We start from the raw sequence: 16,146 nt of genomic DNA on the forward strand, positions 1-16,146 counted from the left end.
GCGTCACCACCTGACCGGCAGTTCCACCGGGCCGAGGATGGCGTGCCCCTGCTTCCACCGCACCTCGTCCGCGGCCACGGCCAGCCGCAACGTCGGCAGCTCGCGCAGCAGCAGCGCCAACGCGACCCGGACCTCCAGGGCGCCCAGGTGCGCGCCGACGCAGTAGTGCGGGCCGTACCCGAACGACAGGTGCGGGTTCGGGTCCCGGCCGAAGTCCATCCGCTCCGGGTCGGCGAAGACCCGTGGATCCCGGTTGGCGGCGTCGTGCGACGGGATGACGATGTCGCCCTCGGTCAGCCGCGCGCCGCTGGGCAGCGTCACGTCAGCCATCACCCGCCGGGGCATCTCGTCGCCGTTGGAGGTCGAGTGCAGCCGCTCCAACTCGGTGACCGCCCCGTCGACCTGCTCCGGATGATCCAACAGGTAGTCCCACGCGCGGTCGTGCCCACCGTACGGGCGGGTGCGCAACAGGTACACGAATGTCGAGATGGAGCTGGCCGTGGTCTCCCATCCGCCGACGATCAACGAGAGGGGCAGTTTGACCTGGACGTCCATCGGCTGGTCCGCCGCCGCCGTAGCGATCCGGGTCATCAGGTCATCGCGTGGGCAACCGCGCCGCCCGTCCAACTGCTGCCACAGGTAGCCGCCCATCTCCTCGGCGGACCGGGCGGCCTCGGCCCGGGTGAGGTCGGCGGTGCCCATGAACATGTCGCCCCAGCGGCGGAACTGCGCCCGGTCCGGCTCCGGCAGGCCGAGCAGATCGGAGATCACGTTCAGGGCGAACGGTACGGCGAAGTCGCCGACCAGGTCCGCCGAACCGCCCTGGGCGGCCAGTGCGGCGAGCTGTGCCTCGGCACCGGCGCGGACCGTGTCGCGTAGCCCGGACACGGCAGGCTTGGTGAAGCTGTCCTTCACCGTTCCCCGCACCCCGGCGTGCTCCGCCCCGTCCATGCCGAGCATCGTCCCGGACACATCGACCTGGTCGGCGTGGGCGGCGGCGGCCCGGGAGAACAGATCCTGTCGGCGGAGCACCTCCCGGACGTCGTCGTACCGGCAGATCAGCAGCGCCGGCAACCACTCCCCGCCAACCTGCCGGACCACCGGCAGGACGCCGGATTCCGAAGCGGCGAGCTGCGCGTAGTAGGGGTGCTTGTCCGGGCCGCGCGTCCGGTCGATGCCATCCGCGTCGACGTTCAACGGGTGTCGTACTGGACCGCCCTCGACCGCCACCATGCAAATACCATGGCATTACTTCTCAGTGAAGGCAATCGATCACTTTGAGTAACCCACGCCCAGGTATCCCACCTAGAGGTCAGAGGCCACCGCTCTGAGATGTAGCGGGCTCGCGGCCGTACCACTTGCGCCAGACGAAGTCGGTACGCATGCTCAGGCCGCTCCATGTCCGGTCGGCCAGAGATGCCGGACTCTACGGCCGGAACTGACGCCGGGAGCATCTCTACCTGCCGCAGTGGCGACGACCTGCCTGAAGCCGCCGCCTCCGAGGTCCACGATCACCGTCCAACAGCTGCCCGGACATCGACGTAGGGCATTCGGCCCACTAGGGTGGGGCCGGACCGGCTAGGTGTACGGGGGGTGCCGGCATGGAGCTCCGTGGTCGGGCGCGGCGGTGGCTTGTTGCAGTGGCTGTCGCATTGGTGCTAGCCGGCTGCGGGCCGGCCGACGAACGTCCTACAGCCCCTGACAATCGAAAGTCGCCGAGCGTGACGGCTGACGCCACGGTCGACGCGTCTCCCATCCCATCCGATCCTTCTGCGGCGCTGAATTCCGCTGTCCCATCCAGCTCGGACTGGCTGGAGATCTTCAAAAGGAACCTTCGCATCGCGCACGACGCATGCGGCGGGTGCGGCGGTCAGCAGCAGGTCAATCTGCCCCCCGCAGAACGCGCGGCAGCCATCGAAGAGATGATCAAGGATTCGAAGCCGGACTTCCAACTCACCAAGACCAATGCGGATCTCGCCCTGCGGGGGCCAGAGGGGACGGTACCTAAGGTCGCCGGGCCGGGCGGGGCAGGCGCGGATGTGACCTTCGTGCACCCGGACGGCACCGGCACGTTCCGCCGCGAAGTCAAGTGCACCGACGGTCCAAACTTCCAGAAGGTGCTGACCAGAGCCGCCAAGCAGGTCAAATACGACGGTGAGATTTTCGTGCAGGTGCCGGCGAGCGTCCGGGTTAATGGCATGATCAAGGGCTTCTGGGGTGCCCGGACCGACGAGCAGCTGCTGAAGTTCCGGCATGTGTGGGTGGTAGTTCACGACCCAAGCGGTAAGCGGGTGGCAGCGGCGATGCTGGGCCTTCGCGGCATGGTGTTCTGAGGAGGGCTGATGTCGCTGGACGGCTGGCTGGCGTGCACCGAGTGCCGGATGTGCCTCGCCCTGGGCAAGCCGATCCGACCCGATGGCGACAACATCCGCTACTTCCAGGTGGGATACATGGCGAACTCCGCCCAGTCCGACCTGACCCGAGCGCTCTGGAAATTCCTCGCCGACCACGCCGGCCACCCACTCCGGGTGCTCGTCACAGGCCAGCCTGGCTACGACGACCTTGAACACTTCATCGAGATCGGCGGTGACGCCGCGCCGGACATCCCGTTCGAGGAGTACCTGCAGGATTTTCCGGGCTGACTCCGGGCGGGCCGCAGACCGCCCCCCTGAGCACCGGCTGAGACCGATTGCGCAGCGCCCGGCCGGTCCTCGCGGACCTGCCGGGCGTTCGCGCTGCTCACGAGCGGTGGCGGAGGGATTTGAACCCTCGGAGGGCGTAAACCCTCACACGCTTTCGAGGCGTGCTCCTTAGGCCGCTCGGACACGCCACCGCCGACGAGGGTACAGGACCACAGGTTCCGACGCCGAACCGGTCCCGGCCAGGCCGGCCTGGCAGGATCAACGCCATGAGTACGCACATCGGCGCGAAGCCGGGCGAGATCGCCGAGCGGGTCCTGATGCCGGGTGACCCCCTGCGGGCCAAGTGGATCGCGGAGACCTACCTTGAGGGCGCGAACTGCTATTCGACGGTCCGGGGCATGCTGGGCTTCACCGGCCGTTGGAACGGCGTGGAGGTTTCCGTGCAGGGCTCCGGGATGGGCATGCCCTCGGCGTCGATCTACGCCCACGAGTTGGTGAACGAGTACGGCGTGAAGTCGCTGATCCGGGTCGGCTCGTGCGGCGCGCTCAGCGAGGATCTCCAGCTGCGTGACGTGATCGCGGCGATCGGGTCGTCCACCGACTCGAACATGAACCGGATGCGCTTCGACGGGCTGATCGACTACGCCCCGGTCGCCGATTTCGGGCTGCTGCGTACCTCGGTGGAGGTGGCCGAGCGGCGCGGCATCGCGATGCGGGTCGGGCCGATCCTGGCCGCGGACGCCTTCTACACCGACCGGCCGGACCTTTACGACAGCCTCGCGGAGTACGGCGTGCTGGCGGTGGAGATGGAATCGGCGGCGCTGTACACGATCGCGGCCCGGTTCAAGGCCCGCGCCCTGACCCTGTTGACGGTGAGCGACCACATCAAGACCGGCGAGAAGACCACCTCCCAGGAGCGGGAGCAGACCTTCAGCCAGATGGTCGAGATCGCTCTGGACACCATCACCGCCTGATCCGGTCGAGCCCGACGTCCCGCCACCCCCCGTGCGGTGGCGGGACGCGCTGTGTCGGGGTCGGTGTGACGGCCTCCACTCGGTAAATTTATACGACCGGTCGTTCTTATTTAGTAGTCTCGCCCCATGACCGTCGACGGCCGGCTCGCCCGGGGGCAGCGCACCCGCACCGCCGTGCTGGACGCCGCCGTCAGCCTGGCCTCCGCCAACGGCCTCGACGGGCTCTCCCTCGGGCATCTCGCCGAGTCGCTCGGAGTCAGCAAGTCCGGCCTCTTCGCGCACTGGCGCTCCAAGGAGGAGTTGCAGCTCGCCACCATCGACCGGGCCGTCGCCCAGTGGCAGGAACAGATCATCGGCCCGGCGCTGCGCACTCCCCGGGGAGTACGCCGGATCCACGCCCTGCACGAGGCCCGGATCGACTTCTACGCCGGTCGGGTGCTGCCCGGCGGCTGCTTCTTCGCCACCACGGAATTTGAGTTCAACGCCCGACCCGGCGCCGTCCGCGACCGTCTCGCCGACGTCTTCGCCGCCTGGACGAGGTTCCTGGAACGGCTCGTCACCGAGGCGGTCGAGCTGAGCGAGTTGCCCGCCGGCACTGATGTCGCGCTGCTGGCGTACGAGATCGACGCGCACGGCATCGCCGCCGCCATGCGCTCCCGCCTGCTCGACCCGGAGGTCACCTACCGGCACGCCCGCCTGGGCGTGCTGAACCGCCTACGGACACTCTGCCCCGATCCCGCTCTGCTACCGGGAGGCCCGTCATGAGTCACGCAGTCGCCGAACAGCCCGCCGTCGAGTACGGCCACGTCGAGCGCGCCATGGTCCACTTCGACGATCTCGACGCCCTCGGCATCCTGCACAACGCCCGGTACGCGCTGCTGCTGGAGCGGGCGCTCACCGCCTACTGGTCCGACCGTGGCGTCGCCTACCAGGCCGGACGGGCCAGCACGCCCGACGTGTTCCACGCGGTACGCGAGTTCACCATCAGCTACCTCGCGCCCGTCACCGGCACCGGCCCGGTCGCCGTGCACTTCTGGCTGGAGCACCTCGGCACCAGCAGCGCCCGGTACGCCTTCCGCTTCCATTCGCTCGACGGCACCACGACGTACGCGGAGGGGCACCGCGCGATCGTCCGTCTCGACCCGGCCACCCTGCGGCCGGCCCCCTGGACCGACACCGCCCGCGCGGTCGCCACCACGCTGTTGCGCTCCTGAGCCCTCGGGCCGGGCAGCGGTGCGGACGACGTCAGCGGAAGAAGGCGCGCAGGACAGCGGCGTTCTCGGCTTCCAGGACGCCGCCGTACACCTCGGGACGGTGGTTGAGCCGGCGGTCGCGCAGCACGTCCCAGAGCGAACCGGCGGCGCCCGTCTTGGGTTCCCAGGCGCCGAAGACCACTGTCGAGACCCGGGCCAGCACCAGCGCCCCGGCACACATCGTGCAGGGTTCGAGGGTCACCACCAGGGTGCAGCCGTCCAGCCGCCAGCGGCCCAGCCGCTGGGCGGCCCGGCGTAGCGCGAGCACCTCGGCGTGCGCGGTCGGGTCGCCGGTCAGCTCGCGCTCGTTGCGACCGATCGCCAGCTCACTGCCGTCCGGCCCGTAGAGCACCGCGCCCACCGGCACGTCGCCGGCCTGGCCGGGCTCACCAGCGGCGACGGCGTCGCCGCTCGCCGAGGCGGCCGGACCGCCGCCTCCGCCCGGACCCGCCGGGCCGGTCACCGCGACTTCGAGTGCGCGACGCATCCAGAGTTCGTGGCGCTGTCGCCGGCCGGTGCCGGTCGGGTCGGCCAGGCCCTCGTCCGCTCCCGGACCGCGCCGGCCGACGGAACCGGGCGTGGGCTGCCCCGGCCGAACCGTCTCCAGGGCCGGATCGGTGACGTCGGAGGGCTCAGACCTCACGCAGTTCCTCGACGTCGTCCACGCAGCCGAGCACCTGGCAGATCTCGGCGGTGACGTCGGCCGGCATCATCCCCTCGTGGGCGCAGAGGGCGAGCAGCCGCTGCGCGGGGATGCCCAGGTCGGTCAGGAGGTCCGCCTCGCCCACCGGGTCCGCCTCCGGGTCGACGGCCGGCTGGTCGCCGTCTTCACCGTCGCCTGTGGTCGTCGGACGCACCTCCTCGGCGTCGTCGAGCCCGGTCACCGACGTCTTCAGGTCACCGACCAGCAGGGCACCCAGCCGGGACTCCTCCGCGTACGCCGAGTCGGAGCCGAAGACCCGCAGGTCCTCGCCCTCGTCAAGACGCAGGATGACCAGGTAGGTGTCGTCCGCCTCGACGAACAGCAGCGACAGATCCGCGTCGGGAGCGATGTCGCGGAGGCGCTCGGCGACCTCGTCGACATCGGCGGCACCCCGCAGACTCAGCTCGGCGGCTGTCCAGCCGCCCTTCTCGCGCACGACGGCCGCAGCGAAGTACGACACGTTTTCCCCCAAGTTGCCTCGGCACAGCACTCGCCGATCCGTTACGCGTGCACGTTAGCCGGTCGGGTCGGCAGGCGACCGGTCAACGCCCCGAAGGGCCGGTCATTCCTGGGGAAGGATCTCCGAGCCGCTCAGCCGGCGAGGCGTCGGCGAGTGGCGATCAGTTGGCGGAGCTGTGCGGTTCGGGCGCGTTGCGGCCGTTCGCGTTCGCGTACCGCGCGCGCGTCCGCCAACTGCGCCAGAAGCTGAAGGCGGCGGCGGCTGCGATCGGGATCCAGCCGCGGAGTGGTCCAGGCCATACCGGGAGAGTGCCGAGTTACGGCGATCCAGTCAAGACGGGTTTCGGTGTCTGCGCGACGACGCACCGCAGTCGCCGCCGGCACGGGTCACCAGAGCGGCCAGTCACCGCTGCTCATCCAGCGGGTGGCGACGGCGGCGGTGGCGATGCTCCACCCTCCGGCGGTGACGATCGCGATGCCGGCGGCCACCCCCCGGTCGCCGTACCTGACCAACGCCAGGGCCGCGAGCCAGGCCAGCGCACCGCCGAGCAGGGTCCACCAGACGTACCCGACGAGGCTGCCACCGAGCAGGCCGAAGAGAACCAGCCAGGCCAGGGTGCCGGCCGCTCCCGCCGCGACACCGGCGCCGCCGACCGGGTTCGGCTCGCGGTAGGCGGGGCGCGGCGGTCGTCCGGAGGGGAAGAGGCCCGACGGGTTGTACGGCAACACCGGTACCCACACCTCCACACGCACGGACGCTGTCTCACCACCGTATCGAGTCTGTCAGGATGGCCGGATGGTTCCGCTGACGATCGGACGCCGGCGCGCGTACGCCCTGTTGCTGCTCGTGCCGGTGCTCGCGGCGAGCGGCTGCGGCACGCCCGGCACGCCGACGGACGCCGGCCCGAGCGTCGTGACCAGCCCGAGCGCCGCGCCCGGACCGACCGCCGCGGCGACCACCGGCGCAGCGCCCGCGGCCAGCGCGGCGCCCGACCTCACGGACCAGCCGGCGGCGACGCCGCGCAAGGGCCTTCCCCACATCTTTCCGGTACGCGCCAGGAAGGTGTCCTACCACCCGACCCATTCGGCGTACCCGGGGACGGACCTCTTCGCCGACTGTGGTGAGCCGGTCGTCGCGGTAACCGACGGCACGATCGGTGAGGTCAGCCGGCGTGACCGGTACCAGAAGAGCGGTCCGCAGGGGCCTTACAACGGCGGCCTTTCCGTGTCGGTCATCGGTGACGACGGGGTGCGTTACTACGGCTCGCACCTGACCGAGATCGCCGAGGACATCGACGCGGGGGTGCGGGTACGGGCCGGTCAACGGCTCGGCACGGTGGGCCGGACGGGCAACGCCAACAACGTCTGCCATCTGCACTTCGGCATCTCCCCGCCGTGCCTGGGCGAGGATGGCTGGTGGATCCGCCGGGGCGTGGTCTGGCCCGCGCCGTACCTCGACTCGTGGCGCAAGGGCGGCAACCGGGAGCCGGCGGCCGAGGTGGCCGCGTGGCATCGCAAGCACGGCTGCCCGAGGAAGCCGCCCGGGCGCTGATCGGCGTCATCCGGGTTTCATCAGTCCGAAACATTGACGCAGGTCTAGCCGGTGAACTACCGTCCGGCATACCGAAGAGAGCGCTCTCTCGGGTAGCTAAGTTCACAATACCGACGAAGCGTGCGCCGACCGGCGCGGCCGGCCCGGCACGCGTTGGAGGAAAGATGAGACCTCCCGTCCCACGCCGCACCCACCACCGAATCCTGGCCGCCACCGCCGCCGCGGCCCTCGGCCTCGGCGGGCTGGCCGTCATCGCCGGCTCCCCCGCGCAGGCCGCGCCGGTCGGCGCCGGCAGCTACACCACCACGCCCGTCGGCCCACTCCCGGGCGGCTGCGGCAACATCGCCAGCAACCCCCGGCAGTACGTCACCGCCGCCGCGCCATCGGGGGCCGTACCCACAAACGACTGGTGGTCGTCGCTGCTGTGGAAGCGGCTGAACTGCACCTTCAGCGAGCCCCTGCACGCACATCCGGTCTCCTACCAACCCGTCACCGACGGGCTGGGCTTCTCCGCCACCTCGACCCCGGCCATCTCCGGCACCGCCACCGGGGTGGGCGAGTTCAAGTACCCGTACGTCGAGGACATCCGGGTCGGCGTGGCCGGACTGGCCGCCCCCAACGCACTTGTCGACGGTTGGACGGACTGGACTGTCACCCCGTACTGGAGTGACGGGGCGCGGACGATGCGCGCCACCATCGGCCACGGGCTGCCGCTGGCCTACTTCCGCACCAGCGGCGGCGACGCGGTGATCAACGCGACCGGCGGTAGCCCCACCGTCTGGTCCAACAACGGAAGCAGCATCGGCTTCACCGTGCGCGGCCACGACTACGTGGCGTACGCGCCGACCGGAGCGACCTGGACTGTCAGCGGCAGCCGGATCAGCTCCAACCTCGCCGGACGCGGCTACTTCAGCGTCGCGCTGCTGCCGGCCACCGGTGGCGGCACCGCCCGCACCCAGCTCGCCAACACCTACGGCCAGTACGCGCACGCCCACATCACCGGCACCCGGGTCAGCTACAGCTACAACGCGGCGACCAGCCGGGTGGAGACCCGGTACACCTTCACCACCACGCCCCGCGAGGGCACCGAGACACGGACCGTGGTCAGCCTCTACCCGCACCAGTGGCGGGCGCTGACCGGGGCCACCCCGATCACGCCGACCTACCCGTCCGCCCGGGGGCGGATGAAGGTGGTCACCGGCGTCGGCGAGTTCCGCACCTCGATGCGGTTCAACGGCGTACTGCCGGAGCTGCCCGCCGTCGCCACCGGAGCCGGCAGCGACCTGACCACGCTGCGGCAGCAGCTGGCGGCGGTGCGGAGCAACCCGATGGACCAGCGCGGTGGCGACACCTACTGGACCGGCAAGGGGCTCGGCCGGGCGGCCCGCATCGCCGAGATCGCCGACCTGGTCGGCGACACCGAGACCCGCACCTCGGCGCTGAACGCCATCCGCGCCACCCTCAACGACTGGCTGACCGCCTCGTCCGGCGAGACCCAGCGGCTGTTCTACTACGACCAGCGGTGGGGCACGCTCATCGGCTACCCGGCGTCGTACGGCTCCGACCAGGAGCTCAACGACCACCACTTCCACTACGGCTACTACATCGCCGCCGCCGCGACGCTTGCCAAGTTCGACCCGGCCTGGGCCCGGCAGGACCAGTACGGCGGCATGATCGACCTGCTCATCCGGGACGCGAACAACTACGACAGGTCGGACACCCGCTTCCCCTACCTGCGCGACTTCGACATCTACGCCGGGCACGACTGGGCCTCCGGACACGGCGCGTTCGCCAGCGGCAACAACCAGGAGTCGTCGTCGGAGGGGATGAACTTCGCCAACGCCCTCATCCAGTGGGGGCAGGCCACCGGCAACACCGCGGTACGCGACGCCGGCATCTACCTGTACACCACCCAGGCCGCCGCGATCCACGAGTACTGGTTCGACGTCACCGGGGAGAACTTCCCCGCCGAGTTCGGGCACTCCAACGTGGGCATGGTCTGGGGTGACGGCGGCGCGTACGCCACCTGGTTCAGCGCGGAGCCCGAGATGATCCAGGGCATCAACCTGCTGCCGATCACCGGTGGGCACCTCTACCTGGGCCAGCACCCGGACTACAACTCGGTGAAGTACGCCGAACTGGTCCGCAACAACGGCGGCGAGCCGACCGTGTGGCAGGACATCCACTGGCAGTTCCTCGCCCTCGGTGACGCCGACGCGGCGCTGGCCAAGCTGCGGGCCAATCCCGGCTACACCCCGGAGGAGGGCGAAAGTCGGGCGCACACCTTCCACTGGGTCCGTAACCTGGCCGCCCTCGGCCGGGTCGACACCGGGATCACCGCCGACCACCCACTGGCCGCGGTGTTCAACCGCAACGGAGCCCGGACGTACGTGGCCAGCAACATCTCCGGCTCGCCGCTGACCGTACGGTTCTCCGACGGTACGCAGCTGACCGTGGCGGCCGGGCGTACCACCACAAGTGGGGCGCACGCCTGGAGCGGGGGCAGCGGCGGTGGGGGTACGCCCCCGAGCCCGACGCCGACGCCGACGTCCACCCCGACGCCGACGCCGACCCCGACGCCCACTCCCACACCGACGCCGACCGACCCGCCGTCCAGCTCGCCGGTGCGCTACCTGCTGTCCGGCGGCGGTCTGGGCGCCTCCGGCAGCGCCGGCACCACCACCGTGGCCAGCGCCGGTGGCGCGAACCACGACGGCACGCCACGCAATCCGGTGGTCTTCACCGCGACCGGACTCAACCTCAACCACAACGGCGGGCAGACCGCGTTCGATCTCTTCCTGGACGCCGGCACGGCGGTCGGCAACGGGGTGCAGGCCCGCGTCTCGTACGACCTGACCGGTGACGGCAGTTGGGAGCGGGTGGAGACGTACCGCTACTTCGCCACCGACCCGGTACCGGGCTGGGAGCACTACACCCAGGCCGCCGGGCTGCACTCCAGCACCGGCTCGCTCGGCAACCTGCGTGGTGGCACGGTCCGGGTGGAGGTCTGGTCCGCCATCGGCAACAACCCCACCACTCTCGGTGTCGGTGACCGCTCCGTCGTGCGGCTGCCGTACGCCTGATCCCGTCCCTGATCCGCCCCCCGCGCCGCCGGTCGTACCCCGACCGGCGGCGCGGCCGCGTAGGTTGCAGGGCATGAGCGAGCGGGACCCCATCGCCGACCTGCGCCGGATCGCCTTCCTGCTGGAGCGGGCGAACGAGGCAACCTACCGGGTACGCGCCTTCCGTTCGGCGGCCAAGGCGCTGGCCGCGCTGCCGGCCGAGGAGGTGGCCGAGCGGAACCGCACCGGCAAGCTCACCGAACTGGCCGGGGTGGGCGACGTCACCGCCCGCTGCGTCGCCGAGTCGCTCTCCGGCGAGGAGCCGGTTTACCTGCGTCGGCTGGTCGCCACCGAGGGCACCGACCTGGACGCCGAGGCCACCGCCCTGCGTACCGCCCTGCTCGGCGACTGCCACACCCACTCGGACTGGTCCGACGGTGGCTCACCGATCGAGGAGATGGCGCTGGCCGCCGTCGAACTGGGCCACGAGTACCTGGTGCTGACCGACCACTCGCCCCGGCTGAAGGTGGCCCGGGGACTGACCGCGGATCGACTTCGCCGCCAACTCGACCACGTGGCACGACTCAACGAGGCGCTGCCGGAGGGGTTCCGCATCCTCACCGGCATCGAGGTCGACATCCTCGCCGACGGGTCGCTCGACCAGGACGAGGAGTTGCTGGCCCGGCTGGACGTGGTGGTCGGGTCGGTGCACAGCGGCCTGAACGACGACCGGGCGAAGATGACCCGCCGGATGCTGGCCGCCATCGCCAACCCGCATCTGGACATCCTGGGCCACTGCACGGGTCGGATGGTCTCGTCCCGTCCGGCCGGGGTTACCGGGCCGGGCGACCGGGGACACCGCGCCCGGACCCGGGCCGAGAGTGACTTCGATGCCGACGCCGTCTTCGCCGCCTGCGTCGAACACGACGTCGCCGTGGAGATCAACTCGCGGCCGGAGCGGCAGGACCCGCCGAAGCGGCTGATCCGGCGGGCGTTGGAGGCCGGTTGCCGGTTCGCCATCAACACCGACGCGCACGCCCCCGGCCAGTTGGACTGGCAGCGCTTCGGCTGTGAGCGGGCCGCCCTGTGCGGAGTCCCCGCGGACCGCGTGATCAACACGTGGGCGGCGGACGAGTTGGTCGCCTGGACGCGCGACTGACGCGTGCCCAACCGCCCGGCCCGCCCGCCTCCGGTCAGCGGGTGGCGGGCTCGACCAGGGGTGCCGTCGGGGTGCCCACACCCGGTGCCACCCGGCGGCGACGACGCCGGCCGAGCAGGCCCTGCGACACGGCGACGCCGAGCAGCACGATCAACGCGCCGACCGGCTGGTGCCAGGTGAGTCGCTCCCCGAGCACGACGGCACCGATCAGCACTGCGAACACCGGGATCAGGTACGTCACGGTGGAGGCGGTCGTCGCGCCGACGGTCCGGATGTTCCGCAGGTGGATCACGAAGGCGAGCCCGGTGCCGAGCGCGCCCAACGCCAGCACTGCCGCGAGCACCCGCGGCGACAGCGCGGTCGGCAGCGGTGGCGCACCGGCCACCACCGGCGCCACGATCGCGAGCTGGACCGCCGCGACGATCAGCTGCGCCGCCGAGAGGGACAGCCCGGACAGGGTGCTGCCGGCGATGAACTTTTTCTGGTACGGGATGGCGAAGCCGTAGCAGGCGGCGGCACCGAAGCACATCAACTGGCCGACGAAGTGCGCACCGCCGACGCCCTGCCAGACGCCGAGCACCACCATCACGCCGGTGAAGCCGAGCCCCAGCCCGAGGGCGCCGCGTGCGGTCAGCCGCTCGGTGCGGAACACCAGCACCGCCAGCGGCAGCACGACAAGCGGAGTGGTCGCGTTCCAGATGCCGGCGAGCATCGACTCGACCCGCTGCTCGCCGTAGCCGAACAGGGTGAACGGCAGCGCCACCCCGAAGGCGGCGATCACCGTCAGGTGACCCCAGACCCGCAGCTCGCGGGGTAGCCGGTCCCGCAGCACGGCGAGCACCACCAGCAGGGTCAGCGCGCCGGAGGCGACCCGGTAGAGGGTGAGGTGCAGCGGGTGCAGCTCGGCCACCCCGACCTTGATGAAGAGGAAGCTGGAACCCCAGATCGCGGCGAGGGCGATGAAGCCGGGCAGCCAGCTCCGCAGCGCCGGCCGGTCAGGGGTGAAGTCGCCTGTCACCCCTGACACTCTGCCGCCGGGGTACGACATTGTCCTGCGGTTTCCGGCCGTCGTGTCGCGCGCCACAGAAACCACCTACATTGGTAGAGCGTTGACCGACCGAGGAGGTGAACATCGTGGAGTTCGTCTCCCCCGGCAGCCGCCGGCAGGACTTCGTCGACAAGCCGATCCGCTGCGCCGAGGGGCGGGTGCCCTACTCCATGCGGGTGGAGATCTCGCGCCGGCTGCGGCATGCCGCGGTGGAGTTGTTCGCCCTCGGCAAGTTCGGCGGCTACGACACGCTCGCCAAGGCGGTCAGCGGTGACCGGCTACGCGCCGACGAACCGTTCCCGATCGACTTCGATCCTGCCGACCTGCTGCCCTGACGGCGTCGGCGGCATCATCTCGACGCGCACCTCGCGTAGGGTACGCAGCGTGGGAAGAATCGACGATCTCGCGAACCGTTACGTCGCAGACTGGGCCGCACTGAGCCCGACCGGCGCCACCTCCGTCGGCATCGCCGGCCATGACGACAAGTTCGACGACCTCTCCCCCGACGGGTACGCCGCACGCGCCGAACTGACCCGACGCACCCTTGCCGAGCTCGACACCATCGAGCCGGCGACGGAGGCCGAACGCACCGCGCGGGAGGCGATGCAGGAGCGTCTGGGCCTCGAACTGGACCGGTACGACACCGGCGAGACGGCCAGCGAGGTAAGCGTCATCACCAGCGGCTTGCACGAGATCCGGATGGTCTTCGACCTGATGCCCACCGACGGGGAGCAGGCCCGGGCCAATCTGGCCGCCCGGCTGAACCTCTTCCCGCACGCGTTGGAGGAGTACAAGGCCACGCTGCGCGAGGCGGCCGCAGCCGGACGGGTCAGCGCGCGTAAGCAGCTGATCGAGGTGGCCAAGCAGTGCGATGCCTGGGTCGATCCGGACGGTGACAACGTCTTCCACGGGCTGGTCGAGCGGCTGGGCGAGGAGAGCGCCCTCGGCGCCGAGCTGCGTCGCGGTGCGGCGGCGGCCACGGCGGCGACCGCCGAGTTCGGCCAGTTTCTGCGGACCGAGCTGGCGCCCCACGGACGGGAGAAGGAGGCCGCCGGCCGCGAGCGCTACGAGCTGGCCTCCCAGTACTTCCTCGGTGCCCGGATCGACCTCGACGAGACGTACGCCTGGGGGTTCACCGAGTTGGCCCGGCTGGAGGCCGACATGCGGACGGTGGCCGCCCAGATCGCCGGTCCGGGCGCCACCATCGACGAGGCCGTCGCGGCGTTGGACGCCGACCCGGCGCGCACCATCCGGGGTCGGGACGCGTTCCGCGACTGGATGCAGGAGCTGGCCGACCAGGCGATCACTGACCTCAACGGCACCCATTTCGACATCCCCGAGCAGGTGCGGCGGATCGAGTGCATGATCGCGCCGACCAGTGACGGCTCCATCTACTACACCGGCCCGAGCGAAGACTTCGCCCGGCCGGGTCGGATGTGGTGGGCGGTGCCGCAGGGGCTCACGAACTTCTCCACCTGGCGGGAGGTGACCACGGTCTACCACGAGGGGGTCCCCGGGCATCACCTCCAGATCGGCCAGACCGCCGTCCGGGCCGACCTGCTCAACCGCTGGCAGCGGCTGCTCTGCTGGGTCTCCGGGCACGGCGAGGGCTGGGCGTTGTACGCCGAGCGGCTGATGGAGGAACTGGGTTACCTGGACGACCCGGGCAACCGGCTCGGGATGCTGGACGGCCAGGCACTGCGGGCGGCCCGCGTGATCGTGGACATCGGCATGCATCTGGAGTTGGAGATTCCCAAGGACAACCCGTTCGACTTCCACCCGGGCGAACGCTGGACCCCGGAGCTGGGTTGGGAGTTCCTGCGGGCGCACTGCCGGGTGCCGGACGAGATGCTGCGCTTCGAGCTCAACCGCTACCTGGGCTGGCCGGGGCAGGCACCGTCGTACAAGGTGGGCGAGCGGATCTGGCTTCAGGCGCGGGAGGACGCGAAGGCCCGCAAGGGCGCCGACTTCGACCTGCGCGAGTTCCACCGCCAGGCGCTCGACCTCGGTGCGCTCGGTCTCGACCCGCTCCGCCGGGCGCTGGCCCGACTCTGACACCCGGGTGGCCCGGCTGGCGATCCCGGCTGACGGTGGTGGGGGCGGACCATCGGCCCGCCCCCACCACCGTCACTCCTGGTGCTACTGCTTCTCCGACTCGCCCTGTGCCGACCGCTGGCTCGGCACCGTGGACTCCTCGGACTTCCAGTTGGTCGAGGCGGGCGGGATCTCGTCGGTCAACGGCCCACCCTGCCGAGCGTCGTCCCGGACCGGCGGCTGGTCGGCCCGGGTCGGTGCCGGGTCGGCGGCGGCGTGCCGGGCCACGGTGGCCGGGGTACGACCGCGCGAGACCAGCAGCCCGACGAGGATCAGCACCAGGCCCAGCACGGCGAGCCCGAGCGGCGCGAACACACCGAGGATGTTGAGCTGGTTGCGGCTCTCCTTGGCCCGGTCCACCGAGGACGCCACGGTCTCCTCGTTGTAGGAGAAATCGGCGTCCAGCAGCGTCACCGGGGTGCCCGTGTTCGGCACGAGCACCTTCTTCTGCTGCTCCCGGACCTTCAGGTAGGAACCGGTGACCGGATCCACCCAGACCGTACGGGTGTTGCTGTAGACGACGTCACCCGACGTGGAGCCGGGGGCGAGCGCACCGAGCAGCAGCGCCACCCGGTCGGTGGCCAGCGGCAACTTCTCGTCGGTGATGACCTGCTCGTACCGGTACGCCTCGATGCCGTTGATGTCCTCGGTTCCCGTGAACTCGGCCATCCGGGTCTGCCGCAGATCCCGGTCGAAGATCTCGTAGTTGTCCTTGGCGGAGTTGAACGGGAACTTGTAGATCTGGCCGGCGAACGAAACCTTCTCCGGCGTGCCGCTCTCGTCGAGGAACTGCTCGTTCCATTCGACGGCCGCCGCGGAGACCCGGTCCAGTGCCAGCTCGGCGCCGTACGCGCTGACCAGTTCCTTGGAGTCGGTCCGCTCGACGGTCTGGCCGACCCGCCAGACCACCGCGTCACCGGCGAGGTCACCGCTGAGCGCCGCGGTCTTGGCACGCTCCGGAGTGACCTGGACGGTCGACCTCAGGTCGGTCTGATCGACGATGTCGACCGCGCCGTTGGTGATCTGTAGGAACGTCGCCGCCCGAGCCTCGGCCACCGACGTCGACGACTCCAGGTCGTAGGGCAGTTTGGTCATCGCGGGCTTGACGACGAACACCAACCCGGCGGCCAGCGCCAGGAGCAGGGCGCCGCCGCCGAACAGCACGGCACCCACGGCGCGGTGCTTCATGTTTCCTCCCTG

General features: G+C 70.7%; 17 protein-coding genes and 1 tRNA gene. 10 read left to right on the plus strand and 8 right to left on the minus strand.

Translation table 11 applies throughout. The features are described 5' to 3' along the window. Positions 1 to 3: 3 nt before the first annotated feature. Positions 4 to 1,233 carry a cytochrome P450 gene (locus tag O7601_RS05235; protein WP_281565113.1) on the minus strand — a complete coding sequence of 410 codons (1,230 nt, stop codon included), beginning with the start codon at positions 1,231 to 1,233 and terminating at the stop codon, positions 4 to 6. 488 nt (positions 1,234 to 1,721) lie between these two features. Here O7601_RS05235 and O7601_RS05240 point away from each other — a divergent pair, with 488 nt between their 5' ends. Both O7601_RS05240 and O7601_RS05245 read left to right on the plus strand, forming a co-directional pair. Further along, positions 1,722 to 2,333 carry a hypothetical protein gene (locus tag O7601_RS05240; RefSeq protein ID WP_281565114.1) on the plus strand — a complete coding sequence of 204 codons (612 nt, stop codon included), beginning with the start codon at positions 1,722 to 1,724 and terminating at the stop codon, positions 2,331 to 2,333. A 9-nt stretch (positions 2,334 to 2,342) separates the two neighbouring features. Beyond that, positions 2,343 to 2,642 carry a hypothetical protein gene (locus O7601_RS05245; protein WP_281565115.1) on the plus strand — a complete coding sequence of 100 codons (300 nt, stop codon included), beginning with the start codon at positions 2,343 to 2,345 and terminating at the stop codon, positions 2,640 to 2,642. A 104-nt stretch (positions 2,643 to 2,746) separates the two neighbouring features. On the opposite strand, the gene O7601_RS05250 is transcribed toward O7601_RS05245, so the two are convergent. After that, positions 2,747 to 2,833: transfer RNA gene (locus tag O7601_RS05250), tRNA-Ser, on the minus strand. Between the two features lie 75 nt (positions 2,834 to 2,908). Between O7601_RS05250 and deoD the strand changes: the two genes are divergently transcribed. From deoD to O7601_RS05265, 3 genes are all read left to right on the plus strand, one after another. Further along, the gene (deoD, locus tag O7601_RS05255; RefSeq protein WP_099848872.1) at positions 2,909 to 3,616 is read left to right on the plus strand and encodes a purine-nucleoside phosphorylase; all 708 of its coding nucleotides are present in this window, start codon (positions 2,909 to 2,911) and stop codon (positions 3,614 to 3,616) included. A 126-nt stretch (positions 3,617 to 3,742) separates the two neighbouring features. Further along, positions 3,743 to 4,381, plus strand: a complete 639-nt coding sequence (locus tag O7601_RS05260; protein ID WP_281565116.1) for a TetR/AcrR family transcriptional regulator — start codon at positions 3,743 to 3,745, stop codon at positions 4,379 to 4,381. After that, on the plus strand, positions 4,378 to 4,830 hold the full coding sequence (locus tag O7601_RS05265) for a hotdog domain-containing protein (RefSeq protein WP_281565117.1): 453 nt from the start codon (positions 4,378 to 4,380) through the stop codon (positions 4,828 to 4,830). Before O7601_RS05260 ends, O7601_RS05265 begins: the two co-directional genes overlap by 4 nt. A 31-nt stretch (positions 4,831 to 4,861) precedes the next feature. Here O7601_RS05265 and O7601_RS05270 read toward each other — a convergent pair whose 3' ends face one another. The 4 genes from O7601_RS05270 to O7601_RS05285 form a co-directional block, all read right to left on the minus strand. After that, positions 4,862 to 5,356 (minus strand): nucleoside deaminase, encoded by a 495-nt coding sequence (locus O7601_RS05270; RefSeq protein WP_281566801.1) that lies wholly within the window; start codon positions 5,354 to 5,356, stop codon positions 4,862 to 4,864. Between the two features lie 145 nt (positions 5,357 to 5,501). After that, positions 5,502 to 6,032, minus strand: a complete 531-nt coding sequence (locus O7601_RS05275; RefSeq protein WP_281565118.1) for a tRNA adenosine deaminase-associated protein — start codon at positions 6,030 to 6,032, stop codon at positions 5,502 to 5,504. A gap of 131 nt (positions 6,033 to 6,163) precedes the next feature. Beyond that, positions 6,164 to 6,331 carry a hypothetical protein gene (locus O7601_RS05280; RefSeq protein WP_170863604.1) on the minus strand — a complete coding sequence of 56 codons (168 nt, stop codon included), beginning with the start codon at positions 6,329 to 6,331 and terminating at the stop codon, positions 6,164 to 6,166. 87 nt (positions 6,332 to 6,418) lie between these two features. Continuing rightward, positions 6,419 to 6,778, minus strand: coding sequence for a hypothetical protein (locus O7601_RS05285; RefSeq protein ID WP_281566802.1), 360 nt, complete (start codon positions 6,776 to 6,778; stop codon positions 6,419 to 6,421). A gap of 49 nt (positions 6,779 to 6,827) precedes the next feature. Between O7601_RS05285 and O7601_RS05290 the strand changes: the two genes are divergently transcribed. The 3 genes from O7601_RS05290 (at position 6,828) to O7601_RS05300 (ending at position 11,804) form a co-directional block, all read left to right on the plus strand. After that, positions 6,828 to 7,583, plus strand: coding sequence for a M23 family metallopeptidase (locus O7601_RS05290; RefSeq protein WP_281565119.1), 756 nt, complete (start codon positions 6,828 to 6,830; stop codon positions 7,581 to 7,583). Positions 7,584 to 7,747: 164 nt separating this feature from the next. After that, on the plus strand, positions 7,748 to 10,666 hold the full coding sequence (locus O7601_RS05295; protein WP_281565120.1) for a glycosyl hydrolase: 2,919 nt from the start codon (positions 7,748 to 7,750) through the stop codon (positions 10,664 to 10,666). Positions 10,667 to 10,739: 73 nt separating this feature from the next. Next, a complete protein-coding gene (locus O7601_RS05300; protein ID WP_281565121.1) occupies positions 10,740 to 11,804 on the plus strand; it encodes a PHP domain-containing protein in 1,065 nt (354 codons plus the stop codon). Between the two features lie 34 nt (positions 11,805 to 11,838). On the opposite strand, the gene O7601_RS05305 is transcribed toward O7601_RS05300, so the two are convergent. After that, complete coding sequence (locus tag O7601_RS05305; protein ID WP_281565122.1) at positions 11,839 to 12,822, minus strand: DMT family transporter; 984 nt, start codon at positions 12,820 to 12,822, stop codon at positions 11,839 to 11,841. A 107-nt stretch (positions 12,823 to 12,929) separates the two neighbouring features. On the opposite strand from O7601_RS05305, the gene O7601_RS05310 reads away from it, so the two are divergent. Beyond that, complete coding sequence (locus O7601_RS05310) at positions 12,930 to 13,187, plus strand: hypothetical protein (protein WP_281565123.1); 258 nt, start codon at positions 12,930 to 12,932, stop codon at positions 13,185 to 13,187. A 49-nt stretch (positions 13,188 to 13,236) separates the two neighbouring features. Beyond that, positions 13,237 to 14,907: a DUF885 domain-containing protein gene (locus tag O7601_RS05315; protein ID WP_281565124.1), complete on the plus strand. Its 1,671-nt coding sequence runs from the start codon at positions 13,237 to 13,239 to the stop codon at positions 14,905 to 14,907. Positions 14,908 to 14,991: 84 nt separating this feature from the next. Here the strand turns inward: O7601_RS05315 and O7601_RS05320 are convergent, their stop codons facing one another. Then, complete coding sequence (locus O7601_RS05320) at positions 14,992 to 16,134, minus strand: DUF3068 domain-containing protein (protein ID WP_281565125.1); 1,143 nt, start codon at positions 16,132 to 16,134, stop codon at positions 14,992 to 14,994. Positions 16,135 to 16,146 lie beyond the last annotated feature (12 nt).

The organism is Verrucosispora sp. WMMD573 (genome assembly GCF_027497175.1).
In the GTDB taxonomy this organism is placed as follows: Bacteria; Actinomycetota; Actinomycetes; order Mycobacteriales; family Micromonosporaceae; genus Micromonospora.

What these genes read in the sequence shown, in the direction of transcription:
- O7601_RS05235 (WP_281565113.1), bottom strand. Translation starts at nt 1,233, where the DNA reads ATGGTGGCGGTCGAGGGCGGTCCAGTACGACACCCGTTGAACGTCGAC.
- O7601_RS05245 (WP_281565115.1), top strand. Translation starts at nt 2,343, where the DNA reads ATGTCGCTGGACGGCTGGCTGGCGTGCACCGAGTGCCGGATGTGCCTC.
- deoD (WP_099848872.1), top strand. Translation starts at nt 2,909, where the DNA reads ATGAGTACGCACATCGGCGCGAAGCCGGGCGAGATCGCCGAGCGGGTC.
- O7601_RS05260 (WP_281565116.1), top strand. Translation starts at nt 3,743, where the DNA reads ATGACCGTCGACGGCCGGCTCGCCCGGGGGCAGCGCACCCGCACCGCC.
- O7601_RS05265 (WP_281565117.1), top strand. Translation starts at nt 4,378, where the DNA reads ATGAGTCACGCAGTCGCCGAACAGCCCGCCGTCGAGTACGGCCACGTC.
- O7601_RS05270 (WP_281566801.1), bottom strand. Translation starts at nt 5,356, where the DNA reads ATGCGTCGCGCACTCGAAGTCGCGGTGACCGGCCCGGCGGGTCCGGGC.
- O7601_RS05280 (WP_170863604.1), bottom strand. Translation starts at nt 6,331, where the DNA reads ATGGCCTGGACCACTCCGCGGCTGGATCCCGATCGCAGCCGCCGCCGC.
- O7601_RS05290 (WP_281565119.1), top strand. Translation starts at nt 6,828, where the DNA reads ATGGTTCCGCTGACGATCGGACGCCGGCGCGCGTACGCCCTGTTGCTG.
- O7601_RS05295 (WP_281565120.1), top strand. Translation starts at nt 7,748, where the DNA reads ATGAGACCTCCCGTCCCACGCCGCACCCACCACCGAATCCTGGCCGCC.
- O7601_RS05300 (WP_281565121.1), top strand. Translation starts at nt 10,740, where the DNA reads ATGAGCGAGCGGGACCCCATCGCCGACCTGCGCCGGATCGCCTTCCTG.
- O7601_RS05320 (WP_281565125.1), bottom strand. Translation starts at nt 16,134, where the DNA reads ATGAAGCACCGCGCCGTGGGTGCCGTGCTGTTCGGCGGCGGCGCCCTG.